This is a genomic window from Roseibium sediminicola, assembly GCF_023156505.1.
In the GTDB taxonomy this organism is placed as follows: Bacteria; Pseudomonadota; Alphaproteobacteria; order Rhizobiales; family Stappiaceae; genus Roseibium; species Roseibium sediminicola.
In genome coordinates this window covers 38,627-55,726 of record NZ_JALNMJ010000025.1, presented here as the reverse complement: position 1 = coordinate 55,726, position 17,100 = coordinate 38,627, and the positions used below count along the sequence as shown (strand labels likewise).

At 61.1% G+C, this 17,100-nt stretch carries 14 protein-coding genes; 7 read left to right on the top strand and 7 right to left on the bottom strand.

Annotated elements, in window-relative coordinates:
* Positions 1–116: 116 nt before the first annotated feature.
* The gene (locus M0H32_RS24980) at positions 117–779 is read right to left on the bottom strand and encodes an FAD-binding oxidoreductase (protein WP_248158907.1); all 663 of its coding nucleotides are present in this window, start codon (positions 777–779) and stop codon (positions 117–119) included.
* Positions 780–855: 76 nt separating this feature from the next.
* On the bottom strand, positions 856–2,667 hold the full coding sequence (locus M0H32_RS24975; protein WP_248158904.1) for an ABC-F family ATP-binding cassette domain-containing protein: 1,812 nt from the start codon (positions 2,665–2,667) through the stop codon (positions 856–858).
* A 216-nt stretch (positions 2,668–2,883) separates the two neighbouring features.
* Between M0H32_RS24975 and M0H32_RS24970 the strand changes: the two genes are divergently transcribed.
* The 5 genes from M0H32_RS24970 (at position 2,884) to M0H32_RS24950 (ending at position 9,000) form a co-directional block, all read left to right on the top strand.
* The gene (locus M0H32_RS24970) at positions 2,884–3,381 is read left to right on the top strand and encodes a BA14K family protein (RefSeq protein ID WP_248158903.1); all 498 of its coding nucleotides are present in this window, start codon (positions 2,884–2,886) and stop codon (positions 3,379–3,381) included.
* A gap of 221 nt (positions 3,382–3,602) precedes the next feature.
* Positions 3,603–5,189 carry a peptide ABC transporter substrate-binding protein gene (locus tag M0H32_RS24965; protein ID WP_248158901.1) on the top strand — a complete coding sequence of 529 codons (1,587 nt, stop codon included), beginning with the start codon at positions 3,603–3,605 and terminating at the stop codon, positions 5,187–5,189.
* A 109-nt stretch (positions 5,190–5,298) separates the two neighbouring features.
* Positions 5,299–6,222 (top strand): oligopeptide ABC transporter permease OppB, encoded by a 924-nt coding sequence (oppB, locus tag M0H32_RS24960; protein ID WP_248158899.1) that lies wholly within the window; start codon positions 5,299–5,301, stop codon positions 6,220–6,222.
* Positions 6,223–6,236: 14 nt separating this feature from the next.
* Positions 6,237–7,364 carry an ABC transporter permease subunit gene (locus M0H32_RS24955; RefSeq protein ID WP_248158897.1) on the top strand — a complete coding sequence of 376 codons (1,128 nt, stop codon included), beginning with the start codon at positions 6,237–6,239 and terminating at the stop codon, positions 7,362–7,364.
* A 10-nt stretch (positions 7,365–7,374) separates the two neighbouring features.
* Positions 7,375–9,000 (top strand): ABC transporter ATP-binding protein, encoded by a 1,626-nt coding sequence (locus tag M0H32_RS24950; protein ID WP_248158895.1) that lies wholly within the window; start codon positions 7,375–7,377, stop codon positions 8,998–9,000.
* A 92-nt stretch (positions 9,001–9,092) separates the two neighbouring features.
* Here the strand turns inward: M0H32_RS24950 and M0H32_RS24945 are convergent, their stop codons facing one another.
* Positions 9,093–9,839 (bottom strand): GntR family transcriptional regulator, encoded by a 747-nt coding sequence (locus M0H32_RS24945; protein WP_248158892.1) that lies wholly within the window; start codon positions 9,837–9,839, stop codon positions 9,093–9,095.
* A gap of 391 nt (positions 9,840–10,230) precedes the next feature.
* Positions 10,231–11,298: a dipeptidase gene (locus M0H32_RS24940; protein WP_345779365.1), complete on the bottom strand. Its 1,068-nt coding sequence runs from the start codon at positions 11,296–11,298 to the stop codon at positions 10,231–10,233.
* Positions 11,299–11,467: 169 nt separating this feature from the next.
* On the opposite strand from M0H32_RS24940, the gene M0H32_RS24935 reads away from it, so the two are divergent.
* Complete coding sequence (locus M0H32_RS24935) at positions 11,468–12,205, top strand: L,D-transpeptidase (RefSeq protein WP_248158889.1); 738 nt, start codon at positions 11,468–11,470, stop codon at positions 12,203–12,205.
* 69 nt (positions 12,206–12,274) lie between these two features.
* Here M0H32_RS24935 and trhA read toward each other — a convergent pair whose 3' ends face one another.
* On the bottom strand, positions 12,275–12,928 hold the full coding sequence (gene trhA / locus M0H32_RS24930) for a PAQR family membrane homeostasis protein TrhA (RefSeq protein ID WP_248158885.1): 654 nt from the start codon (positions 12,926–12,928) through the stop codon (positions 12,275–12,277).
* 227 nt (positions 12,929–13,155) lie between these two features.
* Here trhA and M0H32_RS24925 point away from each other — a divergent pair, with 227 nt between their 5' ends.
* A complete protein-coding gene (locus M0H32_RS24925) occupies positions 13,156–14,667 on the top strand; it encodes a malonate--CoA ligase (protein ID WP_248158882.1) in 1,512 nt (503 codons plus the stop codon).
* Positions 14,668–14,676: 9 nt separating this feature from the next.
* On the opposite strand, the gene M0H32_RS24920 is transcribed toward M0H32_RS24925, so the two are convergent.
* Together M0H32_RS24920 and M0H32_RS24915 are read right to left on the bottom strand one after the other, a co-directional pair.
* On the bottom strand, positions 14,677–16,038 hold the full coding sequence (locus tag M0H32_RS24920; protein ID WP_248158878.1) for a DHA2 family efflux MFS transporter permease subunit: 1,362 nt from the start codon (positions 16,036–16,038) through the stop codon (positions 14,677–14,679).
* 91 nt (positions 16,039–16,129) lie between these two features.
* Entirely contained in the window at positions 16,130–17,074 is a 945-nt protein-coding gene (locus M0H32_RS24915) for a LysR family transcriptional regulator (protein WP_248158869.1), read from the bottom strand.
* Between the last annotated feature and the right edge of the window lie 26 nt (positions 17,075–17,100).

Sequence of the window (17,100 nt, the reverse complement as noted above, 5' to 3'; positions counted from 1 at the left end):
TCTGATGGCCAAATCGCCTCGACCCGGGAGTCCCGGGTCTCGGGTCTTCGATTCGCTGCGCCTTAGATGACAGCAGAAAGAGTGGATCATCCGGCCTGCAGACAAGCCACTTCTACTCAGTCACTGAACGCGATCGCTTCCGCCTTCACGCCGAGCTTGCCCAGAACCTCCTCGACCGCCTCCATCATCGGTGGTGGACCGCAAAGATAGAAGCGCCTGTCGAGATCCGGCACCAGGTCCGTCAAGAGATCGGCGTCGATCAGGCCGTGATGGGTCCCGGCAAGATCCTCGTCGGACAGGACGTGATCAACCTTGAGGCCGTCCATCGACTCCAGCTGGCTCTTGTAGATGATGTCCTCGGAGGTCTTGTTGGCGATGATCAGATGGTTGCCGGCCAGCTTGCCCTCTTTTTCAAGCATCCGGAAAATCGCCAGGAAGGGCGTGATGCCGGCCCCGCCGGCGATGAAAACACCGGGTTCCTCGTAGCGAAATGTCTTGAACGGATCGGCAATCAGCACCGTGTCGCCCTCCTTCAACGCGTGCAGGCGCTTGGTGACACCGTCATGTTCCGGATAGCCCTTGATGGTGAATTCGAGTGACTTTTCCTCCGGCAGGGAGGTCATCGTGAAAGGCCGCGTTTCCTCGCGCCAGCCGTCCTGATCAAGCGCGATCTCGGTGGCGTCGCCGACGTTGAAGTCGAAGCCTTCCGGCTCGCTGATCCGGAAGCGCTTCACGTCATGGGTCACCTGGTCGATTTTCAGAATTTTCGCCGTGTGCATCGCTTGCGTCTCCTTCTGTTCGGGAGGAAAACGCACAGAGGCGGGCAGGGTTCCGGCAGAGAGGCAGACGTGAAGTTCAGCCCTCTTCGCTCAGCATCTCCAGCTCCAGCCACTGCTCCTCGGCGGAGTCCTTTTCCGCTGTCAGGTCAGTGATTTGCTGGGAGATCCTGGCAAATTTGTCGGGGTTCTTGGCAAAAAGGTTCGGATCGTTCATCTCGCCCTGAAGCGCTTCAAGCTGTACTTCAAGTCTCTCGATCGTGTCCGGCAGCGTTTTCAGAAGATGCTGCTGGGTGAAGGTCAGTTTCGACTTCTGCTGCGGCTTGGCGGCCGAAGCGTTTGACCGGGCTGGTTTTTCCTTCTTCGCCGGCACCTGGTTCTCGACCTTGCGGGCGGTGACGCCTTCGCCGCGTTGCGCCAGCATGTCGGTATAGCCGCCGGCATATTCCCGCCACAGGCCATCGCCTTCCGAGACTATCACGGAGGTGGCCACCCGGTCGAGAAAGTCGCGGTCGTGGGAGACGATTAGCGCGGTGCCGGGATAGTCGGCGAGAAGCTCCTGGAGGAGGTCGAGCGTTTCCAGGTCCAGATCGTTGGTGGGTTCGTCGAGCACCATCAGGTTGGACTTGTTGGCGAGTGCTCTCGCCAGCATTGCCCGGGCGCGTTCGCCGCCGGAGAGCGCATGGACCGGCGTGCGCGCCTGTTCGGGCGAAAACAGGAAGTCCTTCATATAGGACATGACATGTTTGCTCTCGTCGCCGATGACCACCATGTCGCCACTGCCGCCGGTCAGGACCGAGGACAGGCTGTCATTGAGATCCAGCTTCTCGCGCTTCTGGTCGAGCGTGACCATTTCCAGATTGGTGCCGAGACGTGTCGAGCCGGTGTCGGGCGCCAGCTCGCCGGTCAGCATTTTCAGGAGCGTCGTCTTGCCGGCGCCGTTCGGGCCGACAAAGCCGACCCGGTCACCGCGCTGGATGCGGGTGGAGAATTCCTTGACGATGGCGCGCTCGCCATAGGTCTTGGAAATGCCCTTGGCCTCGATCACCAGCTTGCCGGAAGCCTCTCCTTCGGTGGCGCTGAGTTTCGCCGTACCCTGCGGGCCACGGTGCTCGCGCTTCTGTTTCCTGAGGTCCGCCAGCTCGCGCACGCGGCGCATGTTGCGCTTGCGCCGCGCGGTGACGCCATAGGTCATCCAGTGCTCTTCGCGCTTGATCTTCTGGGCCAGCTTCTGCTGGTCGACCTCTTCCTGCTCGAACACCTCGTCGCGCCAGGCTTCGAAATAGGCAAAACCCTTGTCCATGCGCCGGGAAGTGCCGCGGTCGATCCAGATCGTGGCGCGCGAAAGATTTTCCAGAAAGCGGCGGTCGTGGGAAATCAGCACCAGTGCCGATTTCAGGCTCTTGAGCTCTTCTTCCAGCCATTCAATGGCGGGCAGGTCCAGATGGTTGGTCGGCTCGTCGAGCAGCAGGATGTCCGGCTCCGGCGCCAGCGTCCTGGCAAGAGCCGCGCGGCGGGCCTCGCCGCCGGAGAGCGACTTCGGGTCTTCCTTGCCGGTCAGGCCGAGCACTTCGAGCAGATAGGCGCCTCGGTAGGGATCGTCGCCCTCCGTCAAGCCTTCATTGACATAGTCGAGCACGGTTCGATAGGCGGCAAGGTCCGGGTCCTGCGGCAGGTAGCGCACGGTGCGCCCGGGCTGAAAGAAGCGTTCGCCTGTGTCCATCTCCATCAGACCGGCGGCAATCTTCAAAAGCGTGGACTTGCCGGAGCCGTTTCGGCCGACCAGGCACAGCCGGTCGCCCTCGGAAACCGACATTTCGGCGCCGGTCAGAAGCGGCGTGCCGCCGAAGGTCAGGTGGATGTCGCGCAGGGTCAGAAGGGGCGGGGCCATGGATGCCTAGGAATTGTTGAACCGGTGTCTGATCGGCGCCCGGTTTACTGGCCGGACCGGGACAGCGCAAGCGGCCGGGAAAGGCGGACAGCTATTTTTGATCGGTGTGCGCGAGATTTCCGCGTTTAAATCGGATATAGTTTTGGAAGAGTGGACAGGGCCGACGACAAAGGCGCAGTCTGGGGATGGACCCCGAGACTGCCGGGAGTATGGAACATGTCTTTCTTGAACACTGGTCTCTTGCCGCGCGGTTTGGCCCGCCGCAGCCGCAACCTTTTTCTGGCCGCGTCCCTGATTGCGGCCGGCGCGCTGGCGATTGCGCCAGAAACAGCCCGCGCCGACGGAATCTATGTCGGCGGCGGCGGAATCGGCTTTTCCTTTGGATCGGGCGGGTATCGCGGATATCGCAGCGGCTTTTATTTTGGCGGTCCGGTCGGCTTCTACGGCCCGGGCCTCTACGGTCCACCCTACCGTCCTTATGGCGCTCCCTACTATTATCACCCTTACGATCGCCGCGCGTATCCCTACAGATCGCGGGTCTATGTCAATCCGCCGCGCTACCGCGGACAACCGCAGCGTGTACCCTATACCAAGACCGGATTGGCACCGTTCACGCCGCAATGGGCGGCCTATTGCGCCCGGAAGTTCAAGTCTTTCAACCCCAATACGGGCACCTATCTGGCCTATAGTGGAAAATATCGCTTCTGCCGCTAGCTTTGAAAGATTATTGCGCGTATCGGCGTGGCAACGTTTGACCAAACAGTAAAACCGGGGAAAATTTTTCCCCTTCCTCTCAAATGTCCGCAAAAACATCGCCTTTTTGCGACGAAAGTCGAAATGTGCCGTTGGGGGATGCTTGATTGCGCGCAAAGAGCGTGGAATCTTGTCGCCCATCGTTCCTATTCTTTAACTAATAACCCAGAGGGGAGAGCGATATGTTCAAGTCCATGCGTGTGACAGCGCTGGCGGCTGCGTTGATGGCTGCCACATCTCTTACTGCAATGGCCGAGGTGGTCTACCACCGCGGCAACACGGCTGACCCGGAAACCCTGGACCAGCACAAGACCTCCACAACCTATGAAGCGCATATCCTGCGCGACCTTTACGAAGGTCTGGTTGCCTACAGCTCCGCGGGCAAGATCATTCCGGGCGTGGCCACCGAATGGTCCGTCTCCGACGACGGCAAGACCTACACCTTCACGCTGCGCGACAATGCAAAATGGTCGAACGGCGATCCGGTCGTTGCAGGCGATTTCGTCTATTCGCTTCAGCGCATCATGACCCCGGACACCGGCGCCAAATACGCCAACGTGCTTTATCCGATCATGAATGCCGAGAAGGTCAACAAAGGCGAGTTGAAGCCTGAAGACCTCGGCGTCAAGGCGGTCGACGACCATACGCTCGAAATCACGCTTGAAGCACCGACACCGTACTTCATCGACCTGCTTGCCCACCAGACCGGCCTGCCGGTGCACCCGGCCTCCGTCGAGAAATTCGGCTCCGACTTCGTCAAGGCGGAAAACATCGTCACCAACGGTGCCTACACCCTGGCCGAATTCATCCCGAACGCTCATGTGAAGGCGGTCAAGAACCAGCATTTCCATGACGCGGACAACGTCAAGATCGACACTGTCTTCTTCTATCCGACCGAAGACCGCGGTGCTGCCCTGCGCCGGTTCCAGGCCGGCGAACTGCACACCAACAACGACGCGCCGACCGAGCAGGTCGCGTTCATGCGCGAGAACCTGGGTGACCAGTTCCACGTGGCGCCGTATCTCGGCACCTACTACTACGCTCTGAACCACGAAGACGAAGTCCTGAGCAATCCGGACGTTCGCCAGGCGCTGTCGATGTCGATCGACCGCGAATTCCTGGCCGACGAAATCTGGGGCTCCACCATGGTGGCCGGCTATTCCTTCGTGCCGCCGGGCATCGGCAACTACGGTGATCCGGCTTTTGCCGACTACAAGGACATGTCCCAGATCGATCGCGAAGAAAAGGCGCTCGAGCTGCTCACGGCCGCAGGTTACGGCCCGGACAATCCTGTTGAGCTGACCATCAACTACAACACCTCCGAGAACCACAAGAACACGGCCGTTGCGATTGCCGACATGTGGAAGCCGCTGGGTGTCAACATCAACCTGATCAACACGGACACCAAAACGCACTACGCCATGCTGCGTGACCGTCAGGACTTCGACATCGCGCGCGCGGGCTGGATCGGCGACTATTCCGATCCGCAGAACTTCCTGTTCATGGTCGAGGCCGACAACACCGGGTTCAACTACGCTCGCTACGAGAACCCGGAATATGACGCCCTCATGGACGAAGCCGCGGTCACCGTGGATCTGGAAAAACGCGCCGACATCCTGAAGAAGGCCGAAGAGCTCTTCATGCGGGATCTGCCGTTCATTCCGATGATGTACTACGGCTCGATGAACCTTGTTTCCGACAAGGTCGCCGGATTTGAGGACAACCTCCTCAACATCCACCCGAGCCGCTGGATGAGCATCTCCGAGTAACCCCGAAAACCTCAGGACCGGCAGGGCATTCCCTGCCGGTTTCCTGTTGTAAGGTGGCGTTGGCCGAGGCCGATCAAAAGACCGCCGTCAAAACAATAGGGGCAAGTCTATGCACCGCTATGTGCTCGGTCGATTGCTCGGCGCAATCCCGACCCTCTTTTTGATAGTTACCATCTCTTTCTTCCTGATCCGCATCGCGCCCGGTGGTCCGTTCGACCTGGAGCGTCCGCTGGAAGCGAAAGTGATGGAGAATTTGAACAAGATCTATCACCTCGACGAGCCGCTCTGGAACCAGTACCTGCTGTATCTGCAGAGCGTGGCACGTCTGGATTTCGGTCCGAGTTTCTATTTCCGTGATTTCTCGATCAACGAACTCTTCGCGCAAAGCTTGCCGATCTCCATCCAGCTCGGCCTGTCGGCTCTGTGTCTGGCGCTGGTTGTCGGCGGTTGTCTCGGCGTGATCGCCGCCCTGCGGCAAAACAAGACCACCGACTATTCGGTGATGGCGGCCGCAACGCTCGGCGTGACCATTCCGAATTTCGTTGTGGCGCCGATCCTGACCCTGATCCTCGGCGTCTGGCTGGGCTGGCTGCCGGTCGGCGGCTGGAACGGAGGGGCCTTCGTCAACCGGGTTCTGCCGGTGGTCACACTGGCCCTGCCGCAGATCGCGGTCGTCGCCCGTCTGACCCGCGGCTCGATGATCGAGGCGCTCAGGTCCAACCATGTGCGCACGGCCCGGGCCTATGGCTTGACCTCCTACATGATCGTGGTGGTGCATGCCCTGCGCGGCGCGATCCTACCGGTGGTCTCCTATCTCGGTCCGGCCGCGGCTGCCCTTTTGACCGGCTCGGTGGTGATCGAGACCATCTTCGGCATTCCCGGCATTGGCCGCTACTTCGTGCAAGGCGCGCTGAACCGCGATTACACCCTGGTCATGGGAACCGTCGTGGTCGTCGCCTGTTTCGTTATCATGTTCAACCTCATTGTGGATCTGCTTTACGCGCTTCTCGATCCGCGTGTGCGCTACGATTGAGGAGGAGCTGACCCGTGACCCTGACTGCAACAACATCCAGCGACGTGCCCGCAAAGGGGCGTTCGCTCTGGGACGACGCCCGCGACCGGCTTCTGGCCAACCGCGCGGCCGTCGCCTCCATGGTCGTGCTGCTGGTGATCGCGCTGATCTCGATTTTCGGCCCGATCCTGTCACCGCACCATTACGACACGGTCTATCGCGACTATGTCAAAGTGCCTGCGAGCCTTGAGGCCTATCCGCGCGCGGAAAAAGTCGAGCCTGGCTTCATGACAGCGGCCAAGCGGGCCCGCCTGACGGTGGACAGTTACGAGCGCGACGGCGATGCCGTGGTGGCGACCGTGACTTCCAAGCGGGAAATCGATCCGCGCTCGGTGCAGTATTTCGACCGCAGCGACCTGTTCAAGAACACCGTGCTGTCGGACATGTCCGCCGACAAGAAACAGGCCACGATCCGGTCCGACATCAACTACACCCATTTCTATTTCGGTACCGATGCCAATGGCAGGGACATGATGACCCGGACATTCATCGCCGGCCGGGTGTCGCTGACGATCGGCCTTCTGGCCACTGTGGTCGCGATCTCCATCGGGGTGCTCTATGGCGCCACGTCAGGCTATCTCGGCGGCCGGGTCGACCAGATGATGATGCGTGTCGTCGATGTGCTTTATTCGCTGCCCTTCATCTTCTTCGTGATCATGCTGGTGGTGTTTTTCGGCCGGAACTTCATCCTGATGTTCATTGCCGTTGGCGCGGTGGAATGGCTCGACATGGCGCGCATCGTGCGCGGTCAAACGCTCACCATCAAGCGCCAGGAATACGTTCAGGCGGCCGAGGCCATGGGTGTTGCCGATGGCGGCATCGTGCGTCGGCACATCATTCCGAATACGCTCGGGCCGGTGGTGGTCTACATGACCCTTCTGGTGCCCAAGGTCATCCTTCTGGAGAGCTTCCTGTCCTTCCTGGGGCTCGGCATCCAGGAGCCAATGACCAGCTGGGGTGTTCTGATTTCAGAGGGGGCGCGCAACTTGCAGGGCGCCGCCTGGATGCTGATCTTCCCGTCCATCTTCCTGACATCGACCTTGTTCGCGCTGAACTTCATCGGCGACGGCCTGCGCGATGCGCTGGATCCGAAAGACCGATAGGGAGAGAGCCATGGCCCAAGACAGCAACAAGACGGTCCTCTCCATCAAGGATCTCAAGGTCGATTTCGAGACCGCCACCGGAACCATCAACGCCGTCCGCGGCGTCGACATCCATGTCGGAGCCGGCGAGACGGTCGCGATCGTCGGCGAGAGCGGCTCCGGCAAGAGCCAGACGATGATGGCCGCGATGGGTCTGCTCGCTTCCAACGGGCGCACCGAAGGCGAGGTCATCTACGAAGGGCGCAACATCCTCGGTTTGCCGATAGGCAAGCTGAACAAGGTCCGCGGTGCCAAGATCACCATGATCTTCCAGGAGCCGATGACCTCGCTCGATCCGCTCTACACCATCGGCCGCCAGTTGGCCGAGCCGATGGTCGTGCATGGTGGCCTGTCGTGGAAGGCGGCCAAGGCCAAGGCGCTCGAGCTTTTGAAGCTGGTGAACATTCCCGAGCCGGAACGCAAGATCAAGGCTTATCCATACGAGATGTCCGGCGGCCAGCGTCAGCGCGTGATGATCGCAATGGCGCTTGCCAACGATCCGGATGTTCTCATCGCCGACGAGCCGACCACGGCGCTTGACGTCACCACGCAGGCGCAGATCCTCGATCTCCTGGCCGATCTGCAGAAGCGGCTCGGCATGGCGGTGATCTTCATCACCCACGATCTGGGCATCGTCCGGCGCATTGCCGACCGGGTTTATGTCATGAAGACCGGCGAGGTGGTCGAAAGCGGCGAAACCGGCCAGATCTTCACCCGGCCGGAGCATCCCTACACCAAGATGCTGCTGGACGCGGAGCCGACCGGCCACAAGCTGCCGGTTCCCGAAAGTGCGCCGATACTACTCGAGGCACAGAAGGTCGAGGTCGAGTTTGAACTCGATAGCGGCTTCTTCAAGCCCAAGCACATCCTGCGCGCCGTCGACAATATCAGCTTCTCCCTGCGCAAGGGCCAGACGCTCGGGATCGTCGGCGAAAGCGGTTCGGGCAAATCGACCTTGGGCCGGGCGGTCCTGAACCTGCTGCCGGCCGGCGGCCGGGTGGTCTTTCAGGGACAGCAGATCTCCGGCAAGGACCGGGGGGCCATGCGCGCCCTGCGCAAGGACATGCAACTGATCTTCCAGGACCCGTTCGGTTCGCTCAGCCCGCGCATGACGGTCGGTCAGATCATTTCCGAGGGGCTTCTGGTGCACGAACCGTCCCTGTCCGCAAAGGACCGGGACAAGCGCGCTTGCCAGGCTCTGGAAGAGGTTTCCATGGACCCGGTCATGCGCAATCGCTATCCGCATGAGTTTTCCGGCGGCCAGCGCCAGCGCATTGCCATTGCGCGCACCATGGTGCTGAAACCGGAGCTGGTCGTGCTCGACGAGCCGACCTCGGCCCTGGATCGCACCATCCAGAAACAGGTGGTCGAGCTTCTGCGCGATCTGCAGAAGGCCCATGACTTGACCTACCTGTTCATATCGCATGATCTTGCCGTGGTCCGGGCGCTGTCCGACACGGTGATGGTGATGCAGCGGGGCAAGGTGGTGGAGGCCGGCACTGCCGATGCGATCTTCGAAGCACCGAAGGACGCTTACACCAAGGAGCTGATCGGTGCGGCCATGCTGACCCAGCAACAGATGATGGAAAGCGCCTGACCGGCGTTTTCCGGGATTGGTTTTCAGACGCGTTGAATTGGCGGCGGAGCATGGCTTCGCCGCTTTTTTGCATGTCCTGAGACTGAGGTTGTTTAGCTCGCCGATTGCAGGGGCAGCGTATCGACCTGGTCCTGAAGCCGATCCAGATCCGTGCCGTAGTAATGCGGCGCAAGCAGAACGGCGCTGGACAGGATATGGGATCTGAGCGCGGCCTGGGTGGCTTCTTTGTTGCGCTCAGCCAGTGCTTCGAAAATCGCCGCATGTGGTGTGACGTTCGGCCGTGCCCAGGAGACTTCCGGACGCGGTTTTGACAGCATCACCTGCTGAAGGATCATGAAGGTTCTGAGCAGCATCGGTTCCAGGACCGGCATCTGGGCGATCTTGAACAGACGCACATGCAGTGCCCGGTCGACCTCGGCGCAGCCGAAGACATCCCGCCGTACACGGCAGTCCTCAAACTGCCGGTCCAGGTCGTAAAGCTCGTCGATTTGCGAGGGGGTGACGTATTTGATTGCTTCTGTGATGCCGGTCGCTTCGATATCCACCCGCAGTTTCAGCATCAATTGCGCCTCGGGCAGGCTGGGATCGGTCACGAATGTGCCCTGGTATCCGCGCCGGACGACCAGGCCATATTCCTGCAGCAGCATCAGGGCTTCCCGGATCGTGCTCTGCGAGCAGCCGTAATCCTGGGCAAGAGACTGTTCGGTAATCGGGCTTTCAGACGTCATTTCACCCGTCAGGATCTTCCGCTTCAGATCCTGGTAGACCGCGTCCGACTTCCTTGCACGCTTGCCGCCGCGCGTATTTTCGGCTTGCGGCCTCTTATCCGCAGCGTCCATTAACCTCACGTCGTTGCCTCCCCACTGGCATCGCGTCCGATTGGCAACACGCATTGAGACCGCGGCCGGTGTCAAACACCAGCTGCAATCTCGATCTCCTTAGGAACCGATCTTACGCAGATGCGAGGGATCGGTCGATGGGGCGTGCCAAACGTGGTCAGCCGTCCTGCCGGTTTTTGCACCTGTCTGCGACTTTTTCCCGGGCCATCGCCGGGACCAAAGGGACACAGCTCGGTGCGGGGCCAGTCTGCATAATTAGACGACTGCGAAAAATGACAATAAATGCATTGTTTCGCCGTCCTGACACAAATGCAATCGCTAAGTCGTTGGCTTTGGTAACAAGTTTGCGAGCGAAGGACCCGAGGGACGCCGGTACCCGGCAGCGTACGGATCAGGCTGCGGCTTTCTCCAGAGCCGCGATCCAATTCCTGTAGGCGATCTTCTCCAGCACTTCGCCGGTAAAGCCGCGGGCGTCGAGGGTCTCCATCAGCCGGCCGAGGCCGGTCACGTCGCCAAGGTCGCGCGGCAGCACGCAGCCGTCGAAATCCGAGCCGAGGGCGACAGAGTCTTCTCCGAGGCGGTCGACCAGATAGGCGGCGTGATCCGCGATCACGTCGAGCGGCATGTCGCGGCCATAGCCGCCATCCGGGCGTAGGAAGGCCACGTGGAAGTTGATCCCGACCAGTCCGCCGCTTTCCTTGATGGCATCCAGCTGCTTGTCGGTGAGATTGCGGCTGCTGGCGCAGATCGCATGGACATTGGAATGGCTTGCCACGATCGGCCGGTCGGTGATCCGCGCCAGATCCCAGAAGCCCTTTTCATTGAGATGGGACACATCGAGCAGAATGCCGAGCTGATTGCAGGCGCGCACCAGGTCACGGCCCGCTTCCGGCAGGCCCGGGCCGATGTCCGGTGATGCCGGATAGGCCATCGGGACACCATAGCCGAAAGCGTTTTCCCGGCTCCAGACCGGACCAAGTGAGCGCAGTCCGCGCCGGTACAGGTCCTCAAGAGCATAGAAGTTGGTGTCAATCGCTTCCGCGCCCTCGATGTGAAGGCTGACCGCCATCCGGCCGGCCTCGATCGCGGTCCGGTTTTCCTCCGGTGTCCGGCAGATCGCGACAGTACCTTCCGACTCGGTTTCAAGCTGTTCGGCACGCTCGATCAGCCGCATGGTGAAGTCGAGCGCCTGTTTCTGGGGGACGGGTTGATAGTTGGCCGGGTCCTTCGGATCGAACGGCTTGGAAAAATCCTGGTTCGGATTGGACGGCACGAACATTGCGAAGAGCCCGCCGGCAAACCCGGCTTCTTCCGCCCGGACCTTGTCGAGATGGCCGGTGTTGTCGCGCTCGAAGAAACTGCGCTCCTGACCCTTCATCATCTCGATCTCGAATTTCAACAGCGTGTCATTGTGGCCGTCGAATATGGGGAAGGGCGAGTGGGGGGGAGAAGAGTGCACGGAAAAACCTTGTGAGTGGGGCAGGAGAGACACAACACGCGCTAATCTAGGCATTCGGGGGAGGAATGTAAGGCATCTTTGTGGAATGTGACTTGCAACTGTTGAAAAGCTGGCTCAAGAAAGAGCCTGATTTTCCGAAGGTCCCAAAAGAGGCCCAGCGAGAGGTTCCATGAAGCGTTTCGAACCGCAGACTGAATTCGACACAAGCTTCGAAAGCCGTGGCGTAAACCGGCGCTCGTTTCTGGCCGGAAGCGTCGCGCTTGCCGCGCTGACCCTTGCCGGCTGCCAGACGGCCGATCTTGTCGGCCTTCCCGATCAGCCCGCGCTGCCGGATGAGGAGTTCGATTACGCTGCCGCCTATGCGGCACTGCCCGATGGCGACTTCACCTGGCCAGCGATCAACTACAAGAGTTTCGACAAAAAATACTGGCGCCAGGTGGTCGAGTACAAGACCCGGGAGCGGCCGGGTACCGTCATCGTCGACCCCTACAACAATTTCCTCTACTGGACGCTCGGCGGCGGCAAGGCGCTGCGCTATGGAATCGGCGTTGGCCGCGCAGGCTTTGCCTGGTCCGGCGAGGCGCAGATCCGGGTCAAGCGTCCGCATCCGATCTGGCGCCCTCCACGTGAAATGATCGCTCGCAAGCCGTCCCTGGAACGCTATTGGGAAAAGGGCTATCCGGCAGGCTTGAAGAACCCGCTTGGCGCGCGCGCCATGGATCTGTGGCAGGGCGCAACCGACACGCTGTTCCGGATTCACGGCACCAACCAGCCGAGTTCCATTGGCAAGAGCGTGTCCTCCGGCTGCATCCGCATGTGGCAGCAGGACGTGATCGATCTTTACAATCGGGTGCCGCTGCGCACCAAGGTGATCGTTTTGAAGAAGGACCCGGACGGGGAAGCCTGAGCCGGGATTTCCTTGAACTGATCGGAAGGCAGCACGCTTCGGCGGGCTGCCTTTTTCTTTGTGCCGGCCTCAGACGGCCCGCGCCAGCGCCACGTCGTGGAACACGGCCGAGAAGTGGCAGACGGCCGCTGCCAGAACGAAGGCGTGCCAGATCGCGTTTTGAAACGGCAGCCGTTTCCAGACATAAAACAGGGTGCCGATCGTGTAGAGCAGGCCACCGGCCAGGATCATGTAGAAACCGAAGGTCGACGCCTTTTCGATCAGGGGATTGGCGGCGAAGACGACCACCCAGCCGAGGCCGAGATAGATCGGCACGGTCAGTTTTTCCAGGCCGGTCAGATGAAGCAGCTTGACGATCACACCGGCAAGCGCCCCGGTCCAGACGACCGCAAGCAGGATTCCGCCCGTCCAGCCGCCGATGATCATCGCGGCCAGCGGCGTATAGGTGCCGGCAATCAGCAGGAAGATCGCGGCATGGTCCAGACGGCGCAGAATGCCGGTTTTGTGGTCGCGGGCGAACATGTTGTAGAGCGCGGAACAGATCAGCATGGCCATCAGGCAGGCGGCGTAGATCATCACCGTGACCTGCCGGGCTGCATCGCCGGTGTTCCAGAGCGTTGCGGCAAGAATGATGGTTGCCGTCAGTCCGAGGCAAATGCCGATCACATGGATAGCCCCGTCTGCGATGAATTCGGCGAGTGTCAGCGGCCTTTGGGTCGACATGAGAAGTCCTTGTCGCGTCTGTTGCTGTGCATCTGAGTTGCGGATCTCACATTTCACCTGAGTGTGCGGATTCTTTGGCAAAGCAAATACGTGGCCAGACAACAGCATGAAGACAAACGTTTATGAAACCGTAATGGCAGGCGAAAAGCGGATCCGGACTTGCCCAAATTACGGAGACTTGCTTTAAAATTGAGCATCGTTTTGCCCGCCTGTCCGGAAATCCTACCATGAGCAATCATCTCTTCGACGCCCTGACTGCCTTTATCCCCGACCGGGACAAGGTGTTTCTGGAACTGGCGGACGGCACAAAACTCACCTACCGGGACATGCTGGCCCGCTCGGCGCAATATGCCGGCGCCCTGCAGAAGCTCGGAGTCAAACCGGGCGACCGGGTCGCTGTTCAGGTCGAGAAAACAGCCGACGCGCTGATGGTCTATCTGGGCACGATTCGCGCCGGAGGCGTCTTCCTGCCGCTCAACACGGCCTATACGCCCACCGAGATCGCCTATTTCGTCGGCGATGCTGAGCCAGCGGTCTTTGTCTGTGACCCGTCCAGGGCCGACGCGCTTGCCGGAACCGCGCAGAAGGCGGGTGCAAAGCTGCAGACCCTTGACGCAAACGGCGAGGGCAGTCTGCGGCAACTGGCCGATGCGATGCCGACAGATTACGAGACCCGGCCGAGGGAAGACGACGATCTGGCCGCGATTCTTTATACCTCCGGAACGACGGGCCGCTCCAAGGGCGCGATGCTGAGCCATGACAATCTGGCGTCGAATTCCGCGACCATGGTCAAATACTGGCGGTTCACGCAAGACGATGTGCTTCTGCACGCCCTGCCGATCTTCCACACCCATGGTCTGTTCGTCGCCACCAACTGCCTGATGATGGCGGGCGGCTCCATGCTGTTCCTGCCGAAATTCGACCTCGATCAGGTGCTGGCGGTTCTGCCAAGAGCAACCGCCATGATGGGCGTGCCGACCTTCTATACGCGTCTGCTCGGGTCCGAGCGGTTCACCAGGGATATTGCCAGCCACATGCGCCTGTTCATTTCAGGCTCCGCGCCGCTTTCCGCCGAAGTGCATAGGGAATTTTCGGAGCGCACCGGTCACGCCATCCTGGAACGCTACGGCATGACCGAAACCAACATGAACACCTCCAACCCCTATGACGGCGAGCGGCGCCCGGGCACGGTCGGCTTTCCTTTGCCGAGTGTGGGCCTGCGGATCGTCGATCCCAAAACCGGACGGGAAGTTGCGAAGGGCGAGGTCGGCATCATCGAGATCAAGGGGCCGAACGTGTTTCAGGGCTATTGGCGCATGCCGGAGAAAACCGCGCAGGAATTCCGTGCGGACGGCTACTTCATTACCGGTGACATGGGCCGGATCGACGAGGACGGTTATGTCGCCATTGTCGGCCGTTCCAAGGATCTGATCATTTCCGGCGGCTTCAACGTTTACCCGGCCGAGGTCGAGGCGTTGCTGGATGAATTGCCCGGTGTTGCCGAAAGCGCGGTGATTGGCGTGCCGCATCCCGACTTCGGCGAGGCGGTCATTGCGGTTCTGGCGCCGAAAAACGGCGCCGTGCTGGATCAGGAAACCGTCCAGACCGCGCTCGGTGACCGGCTCGCCAGGTTCAAGCAGCCGAAGAAGGTCCACGTGCTGGAGACCCTGCCGCGAAACACCATGGGCAAGATCCAGAAAAATGTGCTGCGGGAGCAGTATCAAGGCGACTTCGCCTGAAAATCGCGGCTATCTCGCCGCAACTGAGTCTTTCACGAAGGCTGTGGCGCCATAGGCCCAGCACAGCATCAAAAGCGCGCTCATGACCCAGAAAATGGAGCTGAAACCGGCGCTCATAGCCAAGAGCACGCTGCCCATGGTGACGCCGAGCGTGCCGCCGACCAGACGGGCGGTGATCACCAGGCCGCTGACCTCGCCCTGTTTGTCCTTGGGCACCGAATTCGCCGTGAGGCGTCCGGTCGGGATCATTGCGAAGGGCAGGGCGATGCCCCAGACCAGCAGCGCGGGCGCGAGAACCATATAGTTTTCCATAAACATCAGTCCGCCGATTGCCGCATTGGCGACGGCCAGAAGGGCAAGCGAGAGCAGGACGGGCCGGCGGGAGCCGTGCCTGTCGGCGAATTTGCCGGCGGGCGCCGACAGGAACGGAAACGGCAACACCGCAACGACCGTGGCAAGACCCGCGGCCAGCGCGGAATATTTCATCTCCAGCTGCAGGAAATGGGGCACGAAGATCGCCACCACGATCTTGCTCATCTGGGTGAGCAGAATGACCGTGGCGCTGGCGTGAAAGGCCTTCAGGCGGAACAGCCGGACATCGATGAGCGGCTTGGCTTGCCGGGCCTCATAGGCGATGAAGACGGCAAGGCCGATGACACCTGCCACGAGGCTGACGAGAATGGCCGGTGTCACCCAGCCGAAATCGGGGCCTTCCATCAGGCCGAAGATGAGCCCTGTCATACCGATCAGAAGCAGCACCAGTCCAATCCGGTCGACGACGGGCCGGGGCCGCGGAACTTCCGGGTTGCGCCACAGAAAGCAGGCAAGGGCGGTGCCCGCGACGACGATCGGAATGTTGATCCAGAAAACCCAGCGCCAGGACAGGTAATCCGTCAACACCCCGCCCAGGAAAGGGCCGGCCGCGAGAAAGATCGTCGCCATGCCCGCCAGGGTACCGATGGCACGGCCGCGTTCGGTCTCATCGAAGGTCAGCGTTGCCGCTGCCAGTGTCATCGGAAACATGATCGCCGCGCACAGGCCCTGCACCACCCGCATGGAGATCAGCATGGTGGCGCCATCGGCAAAACCAGCGAGCAGGCTGGCGACCGCAAAAACCACGCTGGTGACAATGAGCGCAGGCCGAAGCCCAAACAGATCGATCGCCTTGCCACCGATGGCGGCAAAACAGGTGAAGGTCAGCATGTAGGAGTTGATGATCCAGTGGGTGGTGGTCGGCGACAGTCCCATTTCGGAGCGGATGGCGGGCAGGGAAACGCCGAGAATGGTCTCGTCGAGCATGACCAGGCCGCCAAGACCTCCCATGGCCAGCACCAGCCCACGCTTGCGGCCCTTCTCGGACAGTCCCGCCATCAGTCTTTCCCTCGCCCAACCACATATCTCCGGTGGCAGCTTAGGCCAGTTTGCGAGTGACCGGCCAGAGGGATTTCAGGAGTTAAGAGCTCTACGATCCGCTCCCAAAAGCCAGCGTCGACAGGGCGCGGTCCGTATCGCGGCTCCAGCAGGCGAGAACACTGGCAAGGCGGGCCGACGGACTGTCGGCTGGATCGGAAGCGCGCCGGACGCACCACCAGTCGAGCGACACGCCGCCCTCGGCAATCGGCCGGGAAACCAGCGTGCCGTCGGCCAGCTCCGGTTCGATGGCCCATTTGCTGAAGATCGCGACACCGAAGCTCGCCCGGACAAGGTCGATCACAGCCTCGGGTGTCGGCATGGGGTTGAGGCGCCGGAACGGCTTGGTCGGCGCGCCGAGCAGCGTGGTCCAGTCAAACCCCGGCTCGGACGTCAACGGATAAACGAAGAAACGCTCGTCGCCCATGTTCTCGCTGTTGACCACGGGTTCGGCCGCCAGCGGGTGGGTTTTGGACAGAACCGCGACAATCGGGTCGGAACCGAGCTTGATCGAGCGGAATTGGGAAAGGGCCGGCTCGCGGCCGAACACCAGGGAGACATCCACCGAGCCGTCCAGCAGCGAGGCCAGCGGATGGGCGGTGGCGCGCCCGGCAAGATCGATGGAAAGGCCTGGGTCGGCCTCCTCGACATAGTCCAGAAACGCTGGAAACCAGTGATAGCGGCTATAGGTTGCCTGTCCGAGCCGGACCAGGACGCGGGCATCGCGGGCGGAAGCTTCCAGGTCCTGTTCAAGCCGGAACAGCTCGGCCAGAAAACTCTCGCCCAGGTGGCGCAGTCGTTCGCCCTCCGCCGTCAGCTCGATACCGGCATCCGCGCGGCGCGCGAGGGGCACGCCAAGCCGGCGCTCGGCTTCCCGCAGCCGGTGCGAGGCCGCTGACTGGGTGACGCCGAGACGGGCGGCGGAGGCGGTCATGCTACCGGTTTCTCCAAGCGCGGAGAGCAGCGTCAGGTGATGCATGGCAAGGCGCGGAATCATACCTTTATGAAATCATTTCATGTCGC

Excerpts from the sequence above, each read along its gene's own strand:
- M0H32_RS24945 (WP_248158892.1), bottom strand. The coding sequence starts at position 9,839 with ATGGACGCTGCGGATAAGAGGCCGCAAGCCGAAAATACGCGCGGCGGC.
- M0H32_RS24925 (WP_248158882.1), top strand. The coding sequence starts at position 13,156 with ATGAGCAATCATCTCTTCGACGCCCTGACTGCCTTTATCCCCGACCGG.
- oppB (WP_248158899.1), top strand. The coding sequence starts at position 5,299 with ATGCACCGCTATGTGCTCGGTCGATTGCTCGGCGCAATCCCGACCCTC.
- M0H32_RS24980 (WP_248158907.1), bottom strand. The coding sequence starts at position 779 with ATGCACACGGCGAAAATTCTGAAAATCGACCAGGTGACCCATGACGTG.
- M0H32_RS24965 (WP_248158901.1), top strand. The coding sequence starts at position 3,603 with ATGTTCAAGTCCATGCGTGTGACAGCGCTGGCGGCTGCGTTGATGGCT.
- M0H32_RS24935 (WP_248158889.1), top strand. The coding sequence starts at position 11,468 with ATGAAGCGTTTCGAACCGCAGACTGAATTCGACACAAGCTTCGAAAGC.
- trhA (WP_248158885.1), bottom strand. The coding sequence starts at position 12,928 with ATGTCGACCCAAAGGCCGCTGACACTCGCCGAATTCATCGCAGACGGG.
- M0H32_RS24975 (WP_248158904.1), bottom strand. The coding sequence starts at position 2,667 with ATGGCCCCGCCCCTTCTGACCCTGCGCGACATCCACCTGACCTTCGGC.
- M0H32_RS24970 (WP_248158903.1), top strand. The coding sequence starts at position 2,884 with ATGTCTTTCTTGAACACTGGTCTCTTGCCGCGCGGTTTGGCCCGCCGC.
- M0H32_RS24915 (WP_248158869.1), bottom strand. The coding sequence starts at position 17,074 with ATGATTCCGCGCCTTGCCATGCATCACCTGACGCTGCTCTCCGCGCTT.
- M0H32_RS24950 (WP_248158895.1), top strand. The coding sequence starts at position 7,375 with ATGGCCCAAGACAGCAACAAGACGGTCCTCTCCATCAAGGATCTCAAG.
- M0H32_RS24920 (WP_248158878.1), bottom strand. The coding sequence starts at position 16,038 with ATGGCGGGACTGTCCGAGAAGGGCCGCAAGCGTGGGCTGGTGCTGGCC.